The sequence below is a fragment of the Spiroplasma endosymbiont of Cantharis rufa genome (genome assembly GCF_964019665.1).
GTDB lineage: Bacteria > Bacillota_I > Bacilli_A > Mycoplasmatales > Mycoplasmataceae > Spiroplasma_A.
This window is the reverse complement of sequence record NZ_OZ026459.1, coordinates 302,022-324,864: the sequence shown is the minus strand read 5'-3', so window position 1 is coordinate 324,864 and position 22,843 is coordinate 302,022. Positions and strand designations below refer to the sequence as shown.

At 25.3% G+C, this 22,843-nt stretch carries 23 protein-coding genes, 1 other RNA gene and 1 riboswitch; of the genes, 5 read left to right on the top strand and 19 right to left on the bottom strand.

What is annotated here, in order from left to right:
• Nucleotides 1-49 precede the first annotated feature (49 nt).
• The 5 genes from AACL15_RS01515 to AACL15_RS01495 all read right to left on the bottom strand — a co-directional run bounded on the left by AACL15_RS01515 (nucleotide 50) and on the right by AACL15_RS01495 (nucleotide 2,940).
• Nucleotides 50-490 (bottom strand): lipoprotein, encoded by a 441-nt coding sequence (locus AACL15_RS01515; RefSeq protein WP_339034640.1) that lies wholly within the window; start codon nucleotides 488-490, stop codon nucleotides 50-52.
• Between the two features lie 166 nt (nucleotides 491-656).
• Nucleotides 657-1,697 carry a recombinase RecA gene (gene recA / locus AACL15_RS01510; RefSeq protein WP_339034638.1) on the bottom strand — a complete coding sequence of 347 codons (1,041 nt, stop codon included), beginning with the start codon at nucleotides 1,695-1,697 and terminating at the stop codon, nucleotides 657-659.
• 45 nt (nucleotides 1,698-1,742) lie between these two features.
• Nucleotides 1,743-2,195, bottom strand: a complete 453-nt coding sequence (locus AACL15_RS01505) for a nicotinamide-nucleotide amidohydrolase family protein (RefSeq protein ID WP_339034637.1) — start codon at nucleotides 2,193-2,195, stop codon at nucleotides 1,743-1,745.
• 34 nt (nucleotides 2,196-2,229) lie between these two features.
• An RNA gene (rnpB, locus tag AACL15_RS01500) (RNase P RNA component class B) lies at nucleotides 2,230-2,583 on the bottom strand.
• Between the two features lie 27 nt (nucleotides 2,584-2,610).
• A complete protein-coding gene (locus AACL15_RS01495; RefSeq protein WP_339034636.1) occupies nucleotides 2,611-2,940 on the bottom strand; it encodes a DivIVA domain-containing protein in 330 nt (109 codons plus the stop codon).
• A gap of 84 nt (nucleotides 2,941-3,024) precedes the next feature.
• Between AACL15_RS01495 and AACL15_RS01490 the strand changes: the two genes are divergently transcribed.
• Nucleotides 3,025-3,510: a Holliday junction resolvase RecU gene (locus AACL15_RS01490; RefSeq protein WP_339034634.1), complete on the top strand. Its 486-nt coding sequence runs from the start codon at nucleotides 3,025-3,027 to the stop codon at nucleotides 3,508-3,510.
• Here the strand turns inward: AACL15_RS01490 and AACL15_RS01485 are convergent.
• Genes AACL15_RS01485 through AACL15_RS01460 form a run of 6 tightly spaced genes read right to left on the bottom strand, consistent with a single transcriptional unit; the run spans nucleotide 3,485 to nucleotide 8,093 of the window.
• Entirely contained in the window at nucleotides 3,485-4,036 is a 552-nt protein-coding gene (locus tag AACL15_RS01485) for a DnaD family protein (RefSeq protein WP_339034632.1), read from the bottom strand. The genes AACL15_RS01490 and AACL15_RS01485 overlap by 26 nt on opposite strands.
• Nucleotides 4,037-4,091: 55 nt before the next feature.
• Complete coding sequence (locus tag AACL15_RS01480) at nucleotides 4,092-4,367, bottom strand: HU family DNA-binding protein (RefSeq protein WP_339034630.1); 276 nt, start codon at nucleotides 4,365-4,367, stop codon at nucleotides 4,092-4,094.
• A gap of 18 nt (nucleotides 4,368-4,385) precedes the next feature.
• On the bottom strand, nucleotides 4,386-5,390 hold the full coding sequence (locus AACL15_RS01475) for an NAD(P)H-dependent glycerol-3-phosphate dehydrogenase (RefSeq protein ID WP_339034628.1): 1,005 nt from the start codon (nucleotides 5,388-5,390) through the stop codon (nucleotides 4,386-4,388).
• A 4-nt stretch (nucleotides 5,391-5,394) separates the two neighbouring features.
• On the bottom strand, nucleotides 5,395-6,708 hold the full coding sequence (gene der, locus AACL15_RS01470; protein WP_339034627.1) for a ribosome biogenesis GTPase Der: 1,314 nt from the start codon (nucleotides 6,706-6,708) through the stop codon (nucleotides 5,395-5,397).
• Nucleotides 6,709-6,735: 27 nt separating this feature from the next.
• A complete protein-coding gene (cmk, locus tag AACL15_RS01465; RefSeq protein ID WP_339034625.1) occupies nucleotides 6,736-7,398 on the bottom strand; it encodes a (d)CMP kinase in 663 nt (220 codons plus the stop codon).
• Nucleotides 7,399-7,403: 5 nt separating this feature from the next.
• Nucleotides 7,404-8,093 (bottom strand): hypothetical protein, encoded by a 690-nt coding sequence (locus AACL15_RS01460; protein ID WP_339034623.1) that lies wholly within the window; start codon nucleotides 8,091-8,093, stop codon nucleotides 7,404-7,406.
• A 135-nt stretch (nucleotides 8,094-8,228) separates the two neighbouring features.
• Here AACL15_RS01460 and AACL15_RS01455 point away from each other — a divergent pair, with 135 nt between their 5' ends.
• Nucleotides 8,229-8,369, top strand: coding sequence for a hypothetical protein (locus AACL15_RS01455; protein ID WP_339034621.1), 141 nt, complete (start codon nucleotides 8,229-8,231; stop codon nucleotides 8,367-8,369).
• A 301-nt stretch (nucleotides 8,370-8,670) separates the two neighbouring features.
• Here the strand turns inward: AACL15_RS01455 and AACL15_RS01450 are convergent, their stop codons facing one another.
• Both AACL15_RS01450 and AACL15_RS01445 read right to left on the bottom strand, forming a co-directional pair.
• A complete protein-coding gene (locus AACL15_RS01450) occupies nucleotides 8,671-9,693 on the bottom strand; it encodes a rod shape-determining protein (protein ID WP_339034619.1) in 1,023 nt (340 codons plus the stop codon).
• Nucleotides 9,694-9,771: 78 nt separating this feature from the next.
• Complete coding sequence (locus tag AACL15_RS01445) at nucleotides 9,772-10,596, bottom strand: ECF transporter S component (RefSeq protein ID WP_339034618.1); 825 nt, start codon at nucleotides 10,594-10,596, stop codon at nucleotides 9,772-9,774.
• A 117-nt stretch (nucleotides 10,597-10,713) separates the two neighbouring features.
• Nucleotides 10,714-10,832: riboswitch (FMN riboswitch) on the top strand.
• A gap of 98 nt (nucleotides 10,833-10,930) precedes the next feature.
• On the opposite strand from AACL15_RS01445, the gene AACL15_RS01440 reads away from it, so the two are divergent.
• Both AACL15_RS01440 and AACL15_RS01435 read left to right on the top strand, forming a co-directional pair.
• Entirely contained in the window at nucleotides 10,931-11,635 is a 705-nt protein-coding gene (locus AACL15_RS01440; protein ID WP_339034616.1) for an ECF transporter S component, read from the top strand.
• A 61-nt stretch (nucleotides 11,636-11,696) separates the two neighbouring features.
• The gene (locus AACL15_RS01435; protein WP_339034614.1) at nucleotides 11,697-12,260 is read left to right on the top strand and encodes an inorganic diphosphatase; all 564 of its coding nucleotides are present in this window, start codon (nucleotides 11,697-11,699) and stop codon (nucleotides 12,258-12,260) included.
• Nucleotides 12,261-12,327: 67 nt separating this feature from the next.
• Here the strand turns inward: AACL15_RS01435 and AACL15_RS01430 are convergent, their stop codons facing one another.
• The gene (locus AACL15_RS01430) at nucleotides 12,328-13,116 is read right to left on the bottom strand and encodes a hypothetical protein (RefSeq protein ID WP_339034613.1); all 789 of its coding nucleotides are present in this window, start codon (nucleotides 13,114-13,116) and stop codon (nucleotides 12,328-12,330) included.
• Between the two features lie 40 nt (nucleotides 13,117-13,156).
• Nucleotides 13,157-14,176, bottom strand: a complete 1,020-nt coding sequence (locus AACL15_RS01425; RefSeq protein WP_339034611.1) for a fructose-bisphosphatase class II family protein — start codon at nucleotides 14,174-14,176, stop codon at nucleotides 13,157-13,159.
• Nucleotides 14,177-14,294: 118 nt separating this feature from the next.
• Between AACL15_RS01425 and AACL15_RS01420 the strand changes: the two genes are divergently transcribed.
• The gene (locus tag AACL15_RS01420) at nucleotides 14,295-16,199 is read left to right on the top strand and encodes a M13 family metallopeptidase (protein ID WP_339034609.1); all 1,905 of its coding nucleotides are present in this window, start codon (nucleotides 14,295-14,297) and stop codon (nucleotides 16,197-16,199) included.
• A 46-nt stretch (nucleotides 16,200-16,245) separates the two neighbouring features.
• On the opposite strand, the gene AACL15_RS01415 is transcribed toward AACL15_RS01420, so the two are convergent.
• The 4 genes from AACL15_RS01415 to AACL15_RS01400 form a co-directional block, all read right to left on the bottom strand.
• Nucleotides 16,246-16,683, bottom strand: coding sequence for a hypothetical protein (locus tag AACL15_RS01415; protein ID WP_339034608.1), 438 nt, complete (start codon nucleotides 16,681-16,683; stop codon nucleotides 16,246-16,248).
• The gene (locus AACL15_RS01410; protein WP_339034606.1) at nucleotides 16,684-18,918 is read right to left on the bottom strand and encodes a hypothetical protein; all 2,235 of its coding nucleotides are present in this window, start codon (nucleotides 18,916-18,918) and stop codon (nucleotides 16,684-16,686) included.
• A 16-nt stretch (nucleotides 18,919-18,934) separates the two neighbouring features.
• Complete coding sequence (locus AACL15_RS01405) at nucleotides 18,935-19,651, bottom strand: YebC/PmpR family DNA-binding transcriptional regulator (RefSeq protein WP_339034603.1); 717 nt, start codon at nucleotides 19,649-19,651, stop codon at nucleotides 18,935-18,937.
• A 213-nt stretch (nucleotides 19,652-19,864) separates the two neighbouring features.
• Nucleotides 19,865-22,654 carry an endo-beta-N-acetylglucosaminidase gene (locus tag AACL15_RS01400; RefSeq protein ID WP_339034601.1) on the bottom strand — a complete coding sequence of 930 codons (2,790 nt, stop codon included), beginning with the start codon at nucleotides 22,652-22,654 and terminating at the stop codon, nucleotides 19,865-19,867.
• Nucleotides 22,655-22,843: the final 189 nt, after the last annotated feature.

Here is a 22,843-nt window from a genome sequence, read left to right as displayed (position 1 = left end):
GATTTTACAAATAAACAAAATTATAATAATTTTTATTTATTTTAAAATATTATCCAACATGTAGTTCAGCTTCAAAAGTAAAATTCTCAGTTGATCAATTAAAAGAAGAATTCTCATTAATTGACTGTGCTTTTTTATATGTAATAATATAGTGAATATGTTGGTGCGAATGCTCTGCTTTAGCAATTATATTTTCATTAAAACTAAAGGAGACACTTTTTCTCTCTTCTTTTACTGCACCAACAAATAAAATTTCAAAGTTTTTTGTAGGTAAAATTGACTCATCCATAATTACATTTTCAACTTTTTTTGCAGCTTCTTGAATTGCATTAATTGCTCCTTCTTCTGCTTCAACAGTTACTTTGTTTAAAGCTTTTTGCAAATTTTTTACTGTATTTTCAATAGAGTTTACATTATTACAAGCAATAACACTTGTGCTAGCTGTACCAATAAGTCCAAGTGAGCCCAATAAAGTCAAGATTTTTTTCATATATTTTTTCCTCTAATTTCTATTTCTAATATATTTATTAGATATAAAAATTATAAATTGGATTCATTATTTTTATTTATAATTTTTATAAATAAAAATAATTTAAATTTAATAAAAAATTTCAGAATAAAAAATAAAAAAAACTGTATTAAATACAGTTATAAATTTATTCAATGCTTTCTTTAAGTTTATCTTGAATCTCTAAGTATTTTTCTGGATTATTATTAAATCATTCCCTAACTGATTCTTTTCCTTGACCAATTTTTTCTTCACCATATGAATATCAAACTCCAGCTTTATTTAAAATATTATATATTGTAGCCATTTCAATAATTTCAAGATCTTTTTCTACACCTTTATTATATGCAATAGTAATTTGACAAGTTTTAAAAGGTGGCGCTACTTTATTTTTTACAACTTTAATTTTAACTTTATTTGCAGTTGCTTCACCATTTGTAGATATAGTTTCTCCTTTTCTTACTTCTAATCTTATTGATGAATAGAATCTTAAAGCTCTACCACCAGGAGTTATTTCAGGACTACCAAATATGACACCAACTTTTTCTCTCAATTGATTAATAAAAATTACTGTAGTATTAGTTTTAGAAACAATACCATTAATTTTCCTTAAAGCTTTTGACATCAATCTTGCTTGCAACCCAATTTGTTGATCTGACATTTCACCATCTAATTCTGCCTTGGGAACTAAAGCAGCAACAGAGTCAACTACAACTATATCAATTGTATTTGATTTAATTAACATTTCTAAAATATCTAAAGCTTGTTCACCTGAGTCAGGTTGAGCCACAACTAAATTTTTAATATCTATACCAATATTTTGAGCATACTTTGGGTCTAGTGCATGTTCTGCATCAATAAAAGCCGCCCTACCATTATTTTTTTGTGCTTCACAAATTGCATGTAAAGAAAGTGTAGTTTTACCACTTGATTCTGGTCCATAAATTTCTATAATTCTACCCTTAGGATATCCTCCTACGCCAATAGCTCTGTCAAGTAAAAAGCTACCTGTTGGAGTAACTTCAATTGCTGAGTTAGCTACATCTCCTAATTTCATAATTGATCCTTTTCCAAAAGTTTTTTCAATATCTTTTAATACACTTTTAAAAGCAGGATCATCATAAATATTATTATCACTCATATTTAAAAGCACCTCATTTGTATTTTTTTCTAATATTTTTTCTATCATACATTTTCCTCCTCAATTATCATTATCGACAATAAGGAATTAAAATTAAATTTCTAAAATTTTATTAATAATAAATTCACTTGCTCTAAGTTTATACTCTTCTCTTGTAATACTTTCTTTAATAAGAAATTTATAAATAAAATTTTTATTTTTGAATCTAAAACCAATAAAACTTAAACCAGATTTATTATCTTTATATTTTGGTGGAGCATAACCTGTAAAACCAATAACAATATCTGAACTAATTTTTTCACTAGTTTTTTCTAACATTAAATCTAGAACCTCTTTTGAAACAACACTATATTTTTTAATTACTTCTATATCTATTCCTAAAATTTTTGTTTTAAAATCATCAGAATAACAAATAAATGAACCCTTGAAATAGTCACTAGCTCCAGAGATATTTGTTATTTGATTTGCAAAATACCCTCCTGTAAATGATTCACAAGTAGATAATGTCAAATTATTTAATTTTAAATATTGAAATAATTTTTTCATATACAAATCCTTAAAAAATATAGTGAGATTAAATTATCATAACCCACGTTTTGTAACACTTACGTGCATCAACTATCTATCTATCGCTTATGCATGCGATCCCAAAGGCTTGTTGAATTCCTCGCCCTTAAGCTCCTCTACCAAAATTTGAGTTTCTTGCTTGTGGAGTTTACCCGTTCCATTTCACTATTTCTAGCTAATCGTCTCTGTGGCACTTTAAAAAGCTTATCATAGGCATAAATGCCCTTAGACTATACTTAAGTCGTTACCAATAAATTGGTACCTAAAGTTATTTTTTCCTCTAGCACAAACACTACATTCATCTCAGAATGTGCAAGCGTGGAGTTTCCTCTATATTATTTTTCAAATATAGCAGTTGATTCAAAGTTAATCTCATTGTTTATTTTATACTAAATTACTTATTATATCTCTCTTTTTCTAAATTAGAAATTCTCTTAATAAGATCTGAACTATTTAACCCTGCTCTTGCTAATGCTTCCATTTGACTTTCACTTAATTTTAAAGTTGCCAATGTTTCTGTTAACTCATTTGATAACCTATTAATATTTTCTTTTAAAGTTGTTATTTCCTTTTCTTTTTTAATATTTTTTTCTTCAAAAAATTTATAATCTTCTGCTATCATATCTAAAAAAGCATCAACTTCTTCTACTTTATAACCTTTATATTCAACTTCAAAATCTTTATCAAGAATTTCTTGTTTAGTTAATTTTATAAAATCTGCCATTTTATATGCCCCCATTTAGTCTAATTGTATCTCATTTTACAATTTTTTGTAAATATATATCGACTAATATATTTGGGTGAAATTTTGATAATAAAAAATAAAGGAATGTATTTAGAAACTATTATAAATAATAGTATCAATACTATTGAAGAAAATAATGGTTTTATTTATAAAATGCCAATTAATAACAATATTATTTCAATTAAAGATAACATCATCACAGCTAGATTAAATAAGAATTTTTTTTGTGATTATATTGGTTTATGAAAGGGAACTTATTTAGAATTTGAAGCCAAAGAATCTGAAAAGAACTATTTTAATTTAAATAATCTTTCTCAACAACAATTTGAAAAGTTAAAACTAGTAAATAAAAATTATGGATTAGCTTTTCTAATAATATATTTTCATTTATATGAAAATATATATATTATCCATATAAAGGAATTAGAAAATATAAAAATTAAAAAAATACCCTATCAGTATTTCAAAGATAATTTCTTGGAAATAAGTTTTTCAGGTATTAGTTTTAATTTTAATGATATTTTTAATCATTTAATCAATTATACATAGTTATTTTTACAGAAGTTTCTTTTGATTTATCCTCTAGTTTCTTCAATAAATCTTTAATATTATTAATTTTACATTCATCAATTATTGACATAATCTTTGGTTTTGAAATACCAAGTTCAATAAAATTTTCAATTTTATCTATTTCATTATCTGTAAGTTTATAGTCAAACAGCTTTTCAATAAAGTTATACGTATTATCATTTCTTAATTTAGAATGTTTTTCTTCTAACTCTACAAGTAACCTATTAAATAAAGGTGTAAGATTAAGGATAGTTTTTTTTCCTTTTTGTTCCAATTTAATAATTCGATTTTTTAATAACAAAGATATTTCTTTTTCAATTTCTTCTTTTGAAAGTATCATATGCTCTGCTATTTGTGAAGGTGTAAAATTTTTTTGATCATCATTTGATAATTCCATAATTATTAGTAAAATAGCTAATTGATTTTCATTAATTTTAATTTTTGAATAATTTAAAATTAAAAGAGTTTTTTTACTTATTAACCCTGTTTTAAAAAGTTCAAACATATTTTTTTACAAAATTAAAACTTGCTATTTGCAAGTCTTTTAAATTTTGTTCTTATTATTTAGCTACTGCTTCTTTTAATTGTTTAGCTACTTTAAATTTTGCTACTGTTGTTGCAGCAATTTGGATTTTTGCTCCAGTTGCTGGGTTAACACCTTCACGTGATGCTCTTTCAGCAGTAACAAATTTACCAAATCCTGCTATTGCAACTTCATCTTTATTAACTAGAGCATTTACAATTTCATCAAATACGAAGTTAATCATTTTTTCAGCATCAGCTTTTGTATTACCAAATTCTACTGATATTTTTTCTGATAATTCTTTTTTTGTCATGGCTATCCACCCCTATCTCTATACTACCTTAGCATGTTGGAAAAAGTCATTTACTAACGCACTAGGCTTATGATTATTGTATAGTATTTTATATAATATTTCAAACATTGGTACTTTAATTTTATATTTCTGGCTTATCTCATAAGCTAGCTTACAAGACAAAACTCCTTCAACAGTATTCTTATGAGAAATTAAAACAGTCTTTGCATCATCTTTTTGAGCAATTTGAACTCCTAATGAAAAGTTTCTTGACTTTAATGATGAGGCAGTTAAGATTAAATCACCAAGTGTTGCAAAATTCATAAATGTTTCTATTTTAGCTCCAAAATGTTTTGCTATGGTATATATTTCTGCATTTCCTATTGTAATTAATGATGCTTTTGAATTATCTGCTGCTAAAAAACCATGCAATAATCCTGCTGCAATTGCAACACTATTTTTTAATGCTGCTGCAACTTCACACCCCACTACATCTGTTGTGGGTTCCACAATAAAATATTCATTAGAAAATAAATTTGCTATATATATAGCAGTTTTTTCATCTTCATTGCAACTCATAACACAAGTTGGTTTTCTCATAATTACTTCAATTGCAACAGAAGGTCCGTAAATTGCACCATAAGATTTCATAATATCTTTACCTTGAAATCTTTTTTTAATTTTTTTACTTAATAAATCAAGATTTTCTTCATCTAAACCTTTGGCTACATTTATTATATGCATTTCACGCTTTCCAAATTTTATTACATTTTCAATTGCATTATCTAACGCAAAAGTTGGTACACTTAAAATTACAATATTTGCTTTTTCCATGGCTGCTGCAAAATCTGTTGTTGCCTTTATGTTTGAATTAATTAATAAGTCCTGAAAGAATTTAGAGTTCAAATGATTATTATTAATATCTTCAACTTGAGTTTCTTCAATTCCATACATAATTACATCATGGCCATTGTCTGCTAAAACATTAGCTAAAACTGTTCCATAAGCACCAGTCCCTATTATTGCTATTTTTTCTTTTTGCATATTATTATTTCCTTTCTCTAAAAATTATAGTTATTGGTACACCACTAAAATCAAATTGTGAACGAATTTGATTTTCTAAAAATCTTTTATACGAAAAGTGAACAAATTCAGGATTATTTACAAATAAAACAAATGTTGGTAAGTATGCTTCTACTTGAGAAGCATAGAATACTTTCAATCTACCTCCATTATGATTTGGAGCAGGATTAATTAATTGAGCCTTATTGAAAACTTCATTTAATAAACTTGTTCTAATTCTTTTTTTAATATTTTTTTGAACTAAATCAACAATATCAAATATCTTATGTATTCTTTTATTTTCTTTTGCTGAAATAAATAAAACCTTTGCATAATTTAAATACTTGAAATAAGCCTTAATTTCTTCTTCTTTTCTTTTCATAGTATTGGTTTCCTTATCTTGAACTAAGTCTCATTTGTTACCAATAATTATTATAGGTTTATTCTCTTCAAAAGCAAAACCTCCAATATTTGTATCATGATCTTTAATATTTTCACTGGAGTCTAAAATTAATAAAACGATATCTGACTTATTAATTGTACTTATTGATCTTAAATAACTATATTTCTCAAGATTTTCATAAATCTTACCTTTTTTTCTCATACCAGCAGTATCTATAATTATATAACTATTTCCATTATATTTTATTTTACTATCCACTGCATCAACTGTTGTTCCCGCAATTTCAGAAACTATCATTCTATCTTCACCAACTAATGAATTTACTAAACTTGATTTACCCACATTGGGTCTTCCAACAATTGCTAGTTTAAGTTCATCACTTTCTTCACTTTCATCAAACTTTGGAAAACTTTCAATTATTTTATCCAGCAAATCTCCTATCCCAATACCATGAGTGGAAGATATCATAAAGGGTTCTCCAAAACCCAAAGTCATAAAAGTAAAGGACTCATCAAATTGATCTTTTTTATCATATTTATTGACAGCAAGAATTACAGGTTTATGAGTCTTATAAAGTATTTTAGCAACTGCTTCATCTTCTTGAGTTATTCCATCTTTATAATTAATTGCAAAAACAATAACATCTGCTTCTTTAATTGCAATTTCTGCTTGCATTCTTATCTCTTTTGAAAATGGACTATCTTGTAAAGTTATCCCACCCGTGTCAACTACAATAAAAGGTAAAGTTAGTCATTCAGCCTTACCATACATTCTATCTCTAGTGACTCCAGGTTTATCTTCAACAATAGCTTTTTTTTCTCTGATTATTCTATTAAAAAGTGTAGATTTACCAACATTGGGTCTTCCAACAACTGCTACAATTCCTTTTCTTGCCATAAACTACACCTCCTTAAAAAGTAATTACTATTTAAGTTTTTCTATTTTATTTAAAATTAATCCAATTACTTTATTTATATTTAATTTACTTGTATCTAAGTATCAAGCATCAGGCGCTATTTTAAGCGCACCCATTTCTCTTTTTTTATCATAATCATCTCTTTGTTGAATTTGTCTTAAAATATCTTCATAAACATTTGGCTTTATTTTTTTTCTTTTATTTTGATTAAATCTTCTCTCTGCTCTTGATTCAACTGAGCAATCAAAATATATTTTTAATTCAGCTTCTGGAAGAACAACCGTAGTAATATCTCTTCCAATGACAATATTGTTCTTATTTTGAGTCATTTTTCTTTGAGCCAAAACCATAAATTCTCTAACCTTATTATTTTTTGCTACATATTTAATATTTTCTGCAACATCATAGTCAAAAATACTTTTTCCATATTCTATATTATTTACTAATATAGATTTTTCATTTATATATTTAAAATTAAAGTTTTCAATTTGCTTTTCAATTTCAGCATCCTTTAAGAAATCAACTTGATTATCTAAACAAAATTTTGTAAAAGCTCTATACATAACTCCAGTATCTATAAAATTCATTTTCAACTTTACAGCTATTCTTTTCATAACTGAGCTTTTACCAGAACCTGCAGTACCGTCTACTGCAATATTAATATATTTCAATTACATTATCCTCCTATTACAAATATTGGAATTATTATTGCTAAAAACATTGATACTGTTAAAACAATTAAAATTGGTAAAACTCATTTAAATCGATATTTTCTTTCTTGTAATTTTCAGGTTTTCAAAACTCTATTTAAACCCTTTTCATTTTTTTCGCTAACCTCTATTATCATTTGTTGAGTACTTCTATTATCTTTACTTCTCACTTGTTGAACAGTTGTCATTGAAATGTCTTGAGGATTAGTCTTTAATCAAGCTTGCTTTTCTTTTAACTTATCAATATTTCTTTGAAAATTTTTATCGTTTGCTTGTAAACTATTATACAAATTAACATACTTATCATTTCTTAGGTTAAGTGAACTTTCATCTTCTTCAACTTCACTAATAAAATTTTTATTAACTTGATTTAAACCAATTTTTTTAAGTTCTGATATCTCCAATTTCATTTCATATTTTAAATCCTCGGGAAATAAACTTGATGATTTATCTCTATCTAGATAAGGTTTCTCAAATTCATGTTTTGCATCAAAAATTGATAACTTTTCTTTAAAAAAATCTAAATCTATCATTTTCAATTTTTCAAAAGTTGAGTGTATTACTGATTTTTCATCTTGAATATTTTTTTTATAAGCAATTTCCTTTTTCACTTTTTCATGAATTGGCTTATTACGTTCCATTCTTGTTAGGTTCATCTCTTTTTCACCCCATTAACTTATATATTATAAATTAAATATGGAAATAATTGAAATTATTGTTATTATATTAAAGAAAAGGAGATGGTTTTTATGAAGAAAACTTGAATTGATAAATCAATGTGTATAGGATGTATGGCATGTGTGCAAATTGATGAAACTGAGACTCTTTTCATGGACGATGATGGTTTCGCTGAAGCAAACGAAAATGATCTAGAATTAGTTGAATGCCAAATGGTTTGCCCTACAGGCGCAGTTAAAATTGGTGATGAATAAAAAAATTCTCAAAAGAGAATTTTTTTATTCATTTATTTATTAATATTTTATAATAATAACTTATTTAATAAAACTCACTCATTAAAAGTCTATTAAATTTATTTATTACAACTATAAAATAATTAGCCTTTTGGACAGTCTAATATCTTTTCTTATTTTTTTGATAATGCGAAATTATAATTTCTTATAATTTCAAAATTATTATATCATAATTAAAAAAATATTATAATTTTTAATTATGATTTAGAATTTTTTCCATTATAAGTGAAATAAAAAAAACCCTAATATTAGGATTTATTTATTAATAGCTTATTTCTTCTTTTACTCTTCTTAATTGATCAAATACTTCTGATTGATATTTTTTTGTTCCATTAATAACAGCTAATAATGGTTGTTCTCCAACTTTAGTTGGTAATTGTAAAGTATCTCCAACATATTTTGCAATTCCATTAATTAATGCTGTTCCACCACATAAAACTATTCCATTTCTGAAGATATCTCCAGCTAATTCTGGAGGTGTCATTTCAAGAACTTGAACTACTAATTCAATAACTCTTGATAAAGGAACTTTTAATACTTCTCTTAATTCTTCTGGTGTAATTTCGATTTCTCTTGGTAATCCAGAAACAACATCACGTCCATAAACTTTCATTGATTTTTCATCAATAAATTTAGCAAGTGAACCAATATTAATTTTGATTATCTCTGCTGTTTTAATTCCAATTTCCATTCCATATTGTGCTCTTATGAATTTTAGAATTTCTTCATTTAAATAGTTACCTGCTACTTTAATAGATTTTGAAATAACTATATCTCCAGATGAAATAACTGCAACGTCAGTTGTTCCACCACCCATGTCCACAACAAGTCTTCCTGTAGGAGCATTAATATTAACTCCTCCACCTAAAGCAGCCATTTTTACTTCTTCTTCAATAAATACTTCTCCAGCACCTAAACTAATTGCAATTTTTTTAAGTGCTGTTTTTTCTAATTGTGTAATTGCTGAAGGACAAGCTAATAACATTACACAATTTTTAAGAGCTTTTTCTAATCTAAGTCTTGCAAAAATATAATTTAATTGAGCCTGAGTAGCTTTGATATCAGTAATAACACCATCAACCATTGGTCTAACAATTCTTAGGTTTTTATTTCCTTTACCAATCATTTTATATGCTTCTGCTCCAACTGCTACAATTTTATTTTCCTTAATTTTGTAAGCTACTATTGAAGGTTCATTATAAACTATTCCGTTTCCCTCAATATAAACTAATGTATATGCTGTTCCTAAGTCCATAGAAACAAATACTGGTTTTTTTCCTGCCATTTTTTTATTTACCTCACTATTTTTAACTTTCATATACATTCTATCAAATAAAAAGCCAAAAATTCAAAAAATTTATTTTTACTTGTAAAAGTGATTAATTTTTTTAACTTGAGGTTCTATTACTGCAAATAATGTATAGCAAATTGAAAATCTAACTAATTCTATTGCTGAAATAACACCTATAAATACTCCTAAATTTTCCTTTATACTTGCTCATTCTCCTGAATGAGCCTCATGATATGAAGTAATCATTCCTGTTGAGAAATGATTATGACTATGACCCTGATCACTATTTGTTGTAATGTATAAAATTAAAAATACTAATAGTGTGTAAATTATTGTTATTACAGGTACATAAATAACTATTGGTGTTCATCTTTTAAATCTATCCACACTTTTAATTGGATGCTTATGAATACTTGAATTTCTAAAAATAAAGTAATATACAAATCACATCAATCAAATTGATGCAAAATAACCAAAACTATCAATTACTAAAGTTAATGGGTTGTGAGCATCTACTAAGTGGATAAATGGCACTATAAATGCTATTATCCCAGAAAAGATTGGTCCTAGTGCTGCAAGTGATAATGTTATAACTAAAATATCTAATATTCTAAATGGAATTGCCACACCATATAATGGTATTTTATCTAATAATTGCTCATATAGCATTTCAAATGCTGATAATGCTACAGCTAATGCTAGGAAAACTCCTGTTAAAGTTATTTTAAATGTTAAATTTCTACGACTTGTAAATAAGCTATTTTTTCAATGAAAATCAGCATCGTTTATATCATCGTGGTTACCTAGAGAATCAAAGTGGTGCTCATCATGATAATGGTCTTTTTTACCCTCTTTTACATCATCATGATCTGGTATTTCATGTTTTTTATCTTCCATATTTTTTCTCCTTTTATTGTTCAAAAATATTATATACTAAATTATAAAAATTATAATTAAAAATTATAATTTTTATAATTTTTACTTTTTTTATTTGTTGTTTTATAATAATATTGTGTGTATTTTCGGGGCAAGGTGTGATTCCTTACCGATGGTAATAGTCCATGAACTTATAAAAGAGTTGATTCAGTGAAATTCTGAAACCGACGGTAAAGTCCGGATGAGAGAAAATACCATAACATTTTTATAAACTTTTTAGTTTGTAGTTTTGTTGTATGCTAAGCGCCCTTTTCTTTTTTTAATAGTAAGGGCTTTTTATTTCAAAGGAGTTAAAATGGAAAATACTTATAATTTCTGAGGTCATAAATATGACTTTGCAGAAATAAATAGATACAACTGAAGAATGGTACTAAAAGATAATTTTGTTCTAGATATAAAAAGAGTATCTTTATTGGCTATGCTTTTTGCAATTGAAATACTTTTTACTATTATAAGTAAGTACACTATTGGAGGTTTGGCAATAGCAGAATCTTTTACAATAGAAATATCTTTAATTGGAATTTTATTTATATATCTAACAACAAATGTTTTCTATGCTGCCATATTTAATATTGCTGCAAATTCGCTCAGAATGGTCCTACCTCTTCCAAGCAATTATATTGGTGTCTTAGCAATGACTATTTCTGATTTAACATTTATAATATCTTTTGCAATTATATTTTTTTCATTAAAGAAAACTATACTATTTAAAATTAAAAAAGAGAAGCAATTAAATTGATATCTATTACTGATAGCAATATCAGGAACTTTTGCAATTATGGTTTCTGCATTTATTTCTCTTATTTGTAATCAATATTTTATTTTTGAATGATATAAAGTTTTATATCCTGGAATTGTTCCTGAAAAGCATAGTTATGGATGAAATATATTGTTATGAACAGGATTTGGAGTTTCAATTGCAAAGATAGCAGTTAATTTGATTATTTTTTTATTAACTACTAAATCGCTTGTTAAACTTATCAATAAGCATTTATTTTAGAAAGTATTGCTATACTTGAAATAATTTAATATAAAATAATTTTATAAAGGAGAACTTAATGATGGAAAAAAATGTAATTAAGATGATTGTTGAAATACCAAAAGGTAGCTCAAATAAATATGAATATGATATTAATACTAATGAAATTAGTTTGGATAGAGTTTTATACGGGGCTAATTTTTATCCAGGAGAATATGGATTTGTTCCCGAAACTCTTGATTGAGATGGAGATCCATTAGATGTTATAAGTCTTGTAACATATCCTACACTTCCTGGGGTTGGAGTTAATGTTAGAATCTTAGGATCAATCAAAATGATTGATGCTGGTGAAATTGACACTAAACTATTTGGTGTATTTGCAGATGATAGAAGATTTGATTCATATAGAACAATAGAAGAAGTTCCTCAACACTTAAAAGATGAAATTGAAAATTTCTTTTTACAGTATAAAGCTTTACAAAAAAAAGAAGTAAAAATTAATGGTTGAGGTTCTGCAAAAGAAGCTATGAATGAATTAAAGGAATGTAAAGAAAGATATATTCAATACAAGGATAGATATTCTAAACCTGGTGGTAAAGAAGAAATTATGGCTGAATGAAAACAAAAAGGCTTAGGCCAAGGATAACAAATAAAAAATGAGATTATAAAGTGAATACAATTTTGTCACTTTATTTATCTCATTTTTTTATTTCTTAAAGTAATGTGAAAGGTCCAACAAATTTTAAATTTGAAGTTTTTGAATTAAATCTAAAGACTTTAAAATCTATTTTATTAAATTCTTTTGAATAAATTCTTGCTATCGAAATATCTTTTTTATAACTTTCACATTCATTCTTTACAAATTGAATAATTTCCATTTCATATTTTTCCTCTAAACTATTTTTTAAACTATTTGAAAAAAACATTAAAGTAATAATAAATAAAAAAGCACTAACGGAAACGAACTCAAATATTGGTTTTTCAAAAATAAAAATTAAAAATTTGGAAGGATTTTCTTTAATTATTGATGTCTTATCTAAAAAAGAAAAAACTATTGCAATAATTAAAGTCGAATAATAAATAGTATATAGAAATAAAGGTATTCACTTAACTATTAATTGAAATTTTTTTATATCTTTATCTTTTTGATAAAGCTTAGTATTAAATCAAATACTTGCTAATATATAATCCAATTCATATCCAATGCTTGGCATTATTCATTTTGGTATTACTATCTGTTTTTTTCTTTTATTTATCATTTGATTAATTCTTGAATAGCTTTCAGTTTCACCATAAATAACATTTAATTCTTCTGCTCTCAAATATACCTTAAATTTAGAGATTATTGAATCAATTTTTGAACTTGAAATATTGCTATCTGCTGTATTTATCTCATGGATTATTATTTTATTTAAACTAAAAGTATTAAAAATTCTTATAGTTATTAGAGAAATTAATGATAATCCTAATGCAATTAATAGTATTTTATTTAAAGAGTCCATAAGTTCACCTTCTTTAAAATAATTATATAACTTTAATATACTATCTTTTATATTTGTCAAATAAAAATTTAATTTCTGGTTTTAATGAATTTACTTTTTTTACATCATAAATAGAATTAAAGTTTCTAACTATTCCATGGGAAGACATGAAAGAATTTACATAGAATTTACCATTTTTATAGTCTACTGGTTTTAAAGAACCCCCTGCAGTTAAACCTGCCGCAAAAAAACGAGCTTTATGATCATCAATCAAATCTAAATCATGTAATATTGAATCAAAATCAAGATTATATTTTTCCAATCAAGCACGTTCTTTATTTTGTCTTTCAAATGTTTCTAATTCATTTGGTCAAACTTCTTCATATCTTACAAGTCTTGATTGCATTTTACAGTCAGCTGAAATTGCAAGAGCTGCCATTAGTGATCCCTCCGGTGCTCCACCAATTCCATAAACAAAATCAGCTTCTCCATTCACAACATCAATTGCTGCCAATACATCTCCATCTTGGATAAGTCTTACAATTATTCCCATATCATTCATTTTTCTTATAATTTCTTGATGACGCGGTTTATCTAAAATAATACACTTCAAATCTTTTGTTTTAGCATGAATTTGCATTGCTTCAATCGAATAAATTGCTCCCTTGGATAAATTAATACACTCCTTAAATTCTGTGCTAACAAAGAGTTTTTCCATGTACATTTCAGGAAGCTGCAACATTGTATTTTCTCTTGAAAAAGCAATTGTTGAAATACTTCCAGCATAATTATATGCCGCTGGATGAGTCCCCTCGACAGGATCTACACTAATATCATATGTTAAAACGCTAGGATCTTCTAAATCACCAAGTATTTGACCCACAAATAGCATAGGAGCTTCATCTAACTCTCCTTCTCCATTTACTACTTTTAATTTAAATCCCTTCTCATTTTTTAACATTACTTGAAAGGCTTCAACTGCAGCTTGATCTACTAAGTTTTTGTTTTTTTTACCAATATATTTATATGAAGCAATTGCAGCTACTTCAACAGTTCTTAATAAAATAATATCGCGATTCATTTTGAATACCCCTTATATAAATAATTATAACAAAATTATCTAAATCTACTTTTAGGTATTTTGTATTGATTATTTTGTTATTAGTCTATAATCTAATTTATATAAAGGAGATGTGTTTATGTCAAAAAAAATAAGAGCACAAGATAATTTCTTTGACTATATGAATAAGGAATGAATTGATAAAACTGAATTGCCAAGTGGATATCCATCATGAGGTAGTTTTGAGATGCTACATAAAAAATCAATGGATGATATTAAGGAATTAATTTTAGAATTTAAATCTAAAAAGTCAGATTTAAAAGATGACCAAGAAAAAATAACTAATATTTTTGAAAATTACTTAAATGTAAAAAAAAGAAATGAACAAGGAATTACTCCAATAATGGAGATAATGGAATTAATTGATTCATTAAATTCAAAAGAAAACTTTACTGATTTCTTAATAGAATCTTTTAAAAGATTTAATATATCATTTTTTCACTCAAAAGGAATAGATTCTGATTTTAAAGATAGTAATAAAAGAGCCTTAATGATAGGTTCAATGGGTTTGGGTATGTCAGATAGAGATTTTTACGATGAAAATCACCCGAGGCATAAAGATATTAAAGCAGCTTATAAAATATATTTAGAAGATATTTCAAAAGCTTCAAAATTACAATTTAAGACAAAAAGTATTTTTAATTTAGTTTATAACTTTGAAAAAGAAATATCTCAAAGTATGTTAAAGCAAGAAGAATTGAGAAGTCCTGAAAATATTTATAATGTTGTTAAAATAAGTGATTTAAATAAATATCGCTCATTTATTAACTGAGATAAGTATTTAACTCAAACAAAATATGGAAAAGCTGAAATATTAATATTATCTGAACCTAAATTTTTAGAAAAATTAAATGAAATGCTTAATAAATTTGAATTAGATGAATTAAAGGATTTCTTGAAAATAAAAACTTTAATAGCCTTCTCATCTATATTAAGTTTAGATTTATATCAAATAAATTTTAATTATTCAAGTATCTTTAGTGGTGTTAAAGAAATGAAACCTGAAATTGATAGAGCTGTTGAATTCACAAACTCAAGATTGGGAGAATTATTAGGAAAAGAATATGTAAAAAAACATTTTTCACAAGAATCAAAAGAGGATGTTCTAGGAATTGTAAAAGACTTGATTAAAGTCTATTCAAAAAGAATAAATAATTTAGAATGAATGAGTAATACTACAAAAGCAAAAGCTATTGATAAATTGAACTCGTTTACAGTGAAAATTGGTTTTCCAGATAAATTTGAAGACTATTCAAAAATTGAAATTAAAAGTTATGAACAAGGCGGGAATTTATTTGAAAATATTAGAAATCTTTCAAAACATTTTATTGAAAAAGAATTAAATGAAATAAATCTTCCTGTGGATAAAACAAAATGATATATGAATCCACAAACTGTTAATGCTTACTATAATCCCACTTCAAATGAAATTTGTTTTCCAGCTGGAATATTGCAAAAACCATTTTATGATATTAAAGAACCAAGAGCTAAAAATTTAGGTGGTATTGGTGCTGTAATTGGTCATGAAGTAAGTCATGGATTTGATGATGAAGGAAGTAAATTTGATAAAAATGGAAATTTTGAAAATTGATGAACCGAAGAAGACTATAAACAATATAACTTAAGAACTCAAAAATTGGTTGAGCAATATAACTCATATGAAGTTAATGGAACTAATGTTAATGGAAAATTAACATTAGGTGAAAATATTGGAGATCTAAGTGGAGTTGCTGCAGCCCTAGATATTTGCAAAACTCAATGTAAAGAGGATGTAAAACTATTCTTTGAAAATTATGCAACTATTTGAATGAGAAAGTCTACTGATGAATTAAAAAATACTCGTCTTTTAATAGACCCTCACTCACCTGAGGAATTTAGATGTAATGGAGTTTTAATAAATATTGATGAGTTTCATAGTGCTTATGAAACAAAACCAACAGACAAAATGTATCTTGAAAAATCAAAAAGAATTAAAATTTGATAAAATAAAAATCAATAGATACTAGTCTATTGATTTTTATTTTATCAAATTAATTTTTATCAACTACTTCTTCCTTAATTTTTTTATTATCTTTTAAAACTAATTTTCCAAAAAAATGAGTTTTATCTTCTATAACTAGTTTTCCGAAAAACTTTGAAAAACTAAAAGCATATATAAAGGAAATTATAGAAAAAGTAGTATAAATAACTGTCATCTTAACTAATAAGAATTTGGACTTTTCATTTGTATTATCAAATCCATTTAATAATTCTGGCACTCTTAGACTAATTCCCCATATTATTGATAGAACTATTATTAATAAAAAAATAAAAATATTAATTGATAGAAATATTCAATTTATTTTGACTTTTTTCTTATTTACTAAAAAAATAGTATATCCAAAAATAAATCAACCTAAAGTTACAATAGTAAATAATAAGGACATATATCCAATAAGTTCTAAAATAATCATATATCACTCAATCATTTATCTATCTCCTAAATATCTTCTAGTTTCTATTTTTAATTTATTAATAATATTTTTATAACCCTGAATTTCATCATATCCTTTTTTACTTGATATATATTTCTCAAGATTTGTTTTATTTGACATTATATTTTTATCAAATACAGTTTTATTATAATTTAAATCAAATTTTGTGCCACTAAGTTTCTTACCTAATTTAAGAGTTTGTGCTATATTTTTGTACAAAAATTCTTCTGAAAAATAATTTTTATCAATTAAATAATTAATTTTATTAACATTATTTGTTCCTACAGCTAATTGCAAAAGTCTAGTTGAAGGCATAAATTTAAAATCTTCATTAGAATTAACATCTGCAATTTCAATTATTTTTTGCTTATCTTTTTGTGTATCATATTGTGGATAAGTAAATAAGGTATCTCCAGACACATAGCTTATATCTATAAAACTATAATCATTAAAATCAGATGATCAAGCAGAATGACCTTCTTCTCACCCATTTAATATATATTTCATATAATGTGGTTCACCTTGCTTATAAAGTGAAGATTGTATATAACCCAATATTCCAGGTTCTGATCTTGTTAAACTAAAAGTACTATCTGAATCTAAAAAGTATTCACCACTTTTTAAATTATTATCATTTCTAAATTTTTTAAAATTATTATAGTTTTTGTTTTTCTCATTATAAATATCTAGCAAATGAGTCCAAGCATAATCAATATGATCATAACTTTCAATATTTTTATAATCAATATCTCTTTCTCAATCTGAAAAAGCCATTCCTAAATAATCTTTATTTGGATCAACTTTTTTTAGTCATTCATTAGTTTTTATAACTTCACCAGAATTTATTTCATCTAAATAATAATATAATTTTATTTCATTAGCTCATTTTGGTTTTTTATCATCTACATGCTTTTTAAATTCCGTAAATCATCAATTCATAAAACCCTGTCCTACACTATAATTTAAAGAACCATTAACATAAAAATATTCCTCTTCTTTTTCATTATAAATGTTAAGAGTTTTATTATCTGTAGTTCAACCATATTTTGTAGAGTTAATAAAACCATGTTTCATTCCAGCATCAGCTAAAAGATTTAAATATGCATCAAAAGTTGCTCAATCACTTTCATCAATATAAAGATCATCTTGAATGTCCTCAATAGTAATAAACTCTTCTTTAGAATTAATTGTATTAAAATCTCCTTTATATCTTCACGGAGTGAAGTTTAGAGATTTTCTTCTTAATTTTCAAGGATTATGAAACTCTCTTTCATCATCTCAATTATTATTTCAACTATCATCAATTCTTAATTGAAAAGAGTCCATTCCAAGTTTTGCAAGTGATTCATACTCATTTTTTCAATATTTATTTCAATTAAAATCAAGATATTCATTAAAAGACAATTTTTCTTCGATTCCTATTGGAACTCCTCTATTTTCATTTTCTTTAAAAACACTATTATAATAAGCAGATGTTCATTCAGGAAAATAAAAAATATTATAATCTGCTTCTTTATAATCATCATAATTTATGTCAAATAAATTTAGGGTTATTTGATTATTAATAAAGAAATCTTTTTCATTTTCTTTTTTACCAGTAATTTTAAAATTAAGTTTTTCAACTGACTTATTTTTAATCTCATTTGATTTTATAGAAACATTTATTATATAAACTTTATTTTCATAAACATTATTTAAAACTTTTCTATTATTAATTTTTTCTGGAACAAGTAGTGTTTGTTGAATACCAAATGGATTTTTCATGCCATTAGTTAATTTATAATCACTGGCATAAATAAATTCATTAAATCCGAATTCTACTTCAAAATCTTGTTCATTTATTGATTCTTCTAATTCAACTTCTATCGAGTCAAATTTTTCATTAGCCACTACCACTATTTGCGCAGTATTAAAATCATTTTCCCAAATATCTATTGAATGCTCATTATTTAAATAATTATATTTTTCTATATCACCATAAAATTCAGCATTCTCCAATGAGTTATTTTCTTCGCTTGGGATATACAAAGCATAATTTTCATAAGCATCTGTAGAAAAAGCATGTAGTTTTTCTTTACCCTTAAAGTTTTCTGTCATTTTATTTGTTAATTTGAAATCTAAATAGACACTTCTTTCTAAACTAGATTTATTTATAAATATTGCTAGTGAAAAAATTATTAAAATAAATTGTAAACAGAGAGTTGAAATAAGTAAAATTTTTTTTGCCATAGTACCCCTTTATATTTTAATTCTCAACATTATGATAAATATCTTGAACATCCTCTAATTGATTTAATTTTTCAATTAATTTTTCAAAATTAATTTTTATTTCACTATCTGTTATTGTGATCATTTCGTCTGCCAACATTGTAGTTTCTGCAATATTATAATTATTAATACCAGCAGAATCCAAAATTTTTTTAACTTGATTAAATGAGTTAAAAGGCGCATAAATCACTGTCATATTTTCTTCTTCTACAACATCATTTACTTCACAATCTGTTTCCATTAATAATTCTAATGTTTGTTCAACATTTTTCTGATCAAATGCAAAAATACTTACCGATTGAAATGAGTGAGAGACAGCTCCACTGTTAGCAATCTTACCACCATTCTTATTAAATGAATCTCTTATTTCAGCAATAGCTCTATTAACATTATTTGTTAGCGAATCAACAATTATCATTGAATTTCCTGGGCCATAACCCTCATATCTATTTGAAGTATAATTATCAGTATCTCCACCTTCAGCCTTTTTAATTGCTCTTTGAATTACATCAGCTGGAACTTGTTTTGATTTTGCTTTATCAATAGCACTTCTAAGAGCTAAATTTGAATCTTGATCTTTGCTACCAGCTTTTGCAGCCATATAAATTTCTTTTGAAGCTCTACCATAAATTGCTGATTTCATAGCAGCGGTTTTTTCCATACTTGCTTTTCTAACTTCATGTGCTCTACCCATATTAAAACTCCTTTGCATCTGAAAACTTTACTTTAAAATTTTACACTAAAATTTTAGTTTATTTAGTAAAAGTGTTATATTTATTTTTCATAATTATGTTTATATTAAAATTTTCTTAATTCAATTAATTACATCCAAATAATTTATTTATATAATTTAAATTAATTAAAAAAGTTACATATATGTAACTTTTTTAATTATAAATATTTAATTTTAATAATTATACTTTGTACTTATTTTGGAATAAAATATATTTCCTGCAATACCATTATTATAAATAGGTTGTATTCCTAAATATATATAATTTTCTGAGTTTTCATTAAGTTCTCTAATATAATGATGATTTAAATTATTTTGACCTTGATAATATCATTTTCTACCATCGGTTGAATAATAAATTTGAAAATAGCTTGCACTTGAGTTATTTGTTTCTCAATTAAATCTAATATTTATATTATTATCATTTGTTTCTCTTTTAACAGTATATTCACTATTTATTTTTGATACTATTGTTTCTTGATTAGAATTAATCTCATGTTTATTAATTTCAAATCCTCCAACAGAAAAAATAAAATTATTATTATTCTGTGGATTAATTTTTAATCCAAGTTTAGCAATTCTATTATCTTTATTTATTCCTAGAGCAGATGATAAATCAGCACTAATTTTATATCACCCATCATTATTTTTCTCTTCAATGCTTGTTTCAATGCTTTTAGGTCCTTCATTTAATTTGGAATCTGTATATGTTATTTGAGTATTATTTAAAATATTTTCTAGTTGTAAATTTGAGGACTTACCTATTTTATCTTCATCACTTGCCTTTATATAAAAGCTTACCTTATAATTACTTTTACTCAAATTAGTTCCCATTAAATTTCAAAAATAGTCATTATTTGTTCATATACCAGGTATAACTTTTCCATCGTTATTAAAGTCATAACCCATTCCTATTGATACAGAGTTACCCTTCATATAAGGATTGTAATAATCATAATATGGTGCTAACTGACCTTTATTATTTATTTGACTTACAAATTTTTCTCCGTCATTTGTTTTTATTAAGTTTGTATTCGAATTTCTTATTGAACTTCAAAAATCTCATTGATAAGTAGGATTTGAATCTGCAATTCTAGAATTAGTTCATGGATTAATTTTGTCATAAATAATCTCATTATTACTATCTCTATTTATAAAATATATTCCTGATCCTGTTGAAAAATAGGTTTTCATAGATGGATCATTTTCAATTTCCTCAGGTTGTTTATCAGAAAACTCACTATAATTATTATCAATAATTCTATCTGCAATTATTGTTTTTTCTAAAAAGCTATTACCTATGCCATAACTTTTATTATATTTACCATTATTATTTAAAACAAAGTTATTTTTATAAGTTTCATTTCAATTTTTGTCCTCTGAATTAAAATAATCAAATTTAATTCTTGGATCAGACATATAAATAGCTTCAATATTTTGTTGTCCTTGGCCAATCATCATATCGTATCCTTCGGCATCATTTTCTAGGTAACCATTCTTACCAGTCATTTGATATGTGGAATAGAGATTTGATATTTCTTGTTGCATTATTAAATACTTATATAGATCTTTTTCTTTTCACATATTTTTTGATTTTAAAAAATTTTTAAAAGACTTTGAATATTCATTTGCGCCACCAGATCCAAATATTGAAAAAGAATTATTAGGTTCATTAGCATATTCATTTAAATTATTTTTATTAAATATTTGATTTCTATAATCATAGGCACCAACACTAGGGATAGTAATACTTTCATTTAATAATGTATAAGCATTTTTTCTAGCTTCATTATTACCATTGTGTTCTAAATTTATATATTGATTAAGATTAGGAGTTGAAACACCAAAATCTAGTTGTATAGCACTAGCACTTCTAGATGCATCAACTGTCTTTTTAGAATTTGGTCGGGTTGAAACTTTATCATATTCCAAACTTCCATCATTTGTATAATAAACAATTGATAATCTTCTTCCAATTTTATCTTCTATTTTTTTTGCTTCCCTATTAAACTGCTCCATTATTTTATTTATCTCTGAATTTTTAATAACATATCCGTCACCTTGAGATCCATTTGCTTCATTATTTATCATTCAACCATCAAAATTGAATTCTATACACTGTTCAATTAAAATATCCACCATTTTATAATTGCCATTTGAATCGATTTCTAAAATACTTTTTAGAGATTCTCTAGTTAAATCTTCTCAACCAGACATATATCAAAGACCTAATACTGGAACACCATTTTTGTGCATATATTCACTATAATCTGCAAATGATGGAGTTAATCAACCTTTATTTGTTATTGCTGGTCAAGTATACATTTGATGCATATAACTTAAATTAGTTAGGTTACCACCAAATGGATTTTTTGTTCCTAAAATAGAACTTGATGAACTTGAAGGAGCATGAAACATATTAAAAAAACTACTTTTTTGTTGATTTTTTACAGTACTTTTTGCAACATAATTTCTACCTCTTAGCTTTTCTTTTGATATATTATATTTTAAATCCATATCTTTACCATCATTTCAAGTAGGAAGTGAATTAATATAATTAAATTTTCTAGACCTAGATTGAATTCCAAAATCTAATCACTTATTTCCATTTGGTCTATATGATTTTATTATTGGTGAACCTGTAACTCCTTGTTTTTTTATAAAATTTGCTCCTTTATATGATGTAGCATAATTGTCATAGTCAAAAATTTTATCAACTACACCATTTGAGGAATCAGTCTTTTTAAAAAGTGAATCGTTAAAATCAATTCCATTTTTATCAAATTGATCATAAAATCAATTATATCCATCTCCATCTTCTGTTTCTCCTGTACTTCAATCAAACTCAGGTAATCCTTCAATATAATTTCTTGTTGTTCTATCTCCAATATTACAAGATACAGCACTTAAAGAAGCTCCTGAAATAATAAAACCTACTAATAATAATTCAATTATTTTTTTCATATTTTTTTATGACCTCCTTGTTTAATATTAATAAGCAGTGTGAAAAAAGAAATTCATAGTAATGACATAATATAAGTAATTGGCAATATTATATTTGCTTTGTTTGTTAAAAATGTAAATGGAATTTCTAGTTTTGGATTTACTATTGTTTGTAATATATTAATTTTATACATTGTTATGTTAGTAATT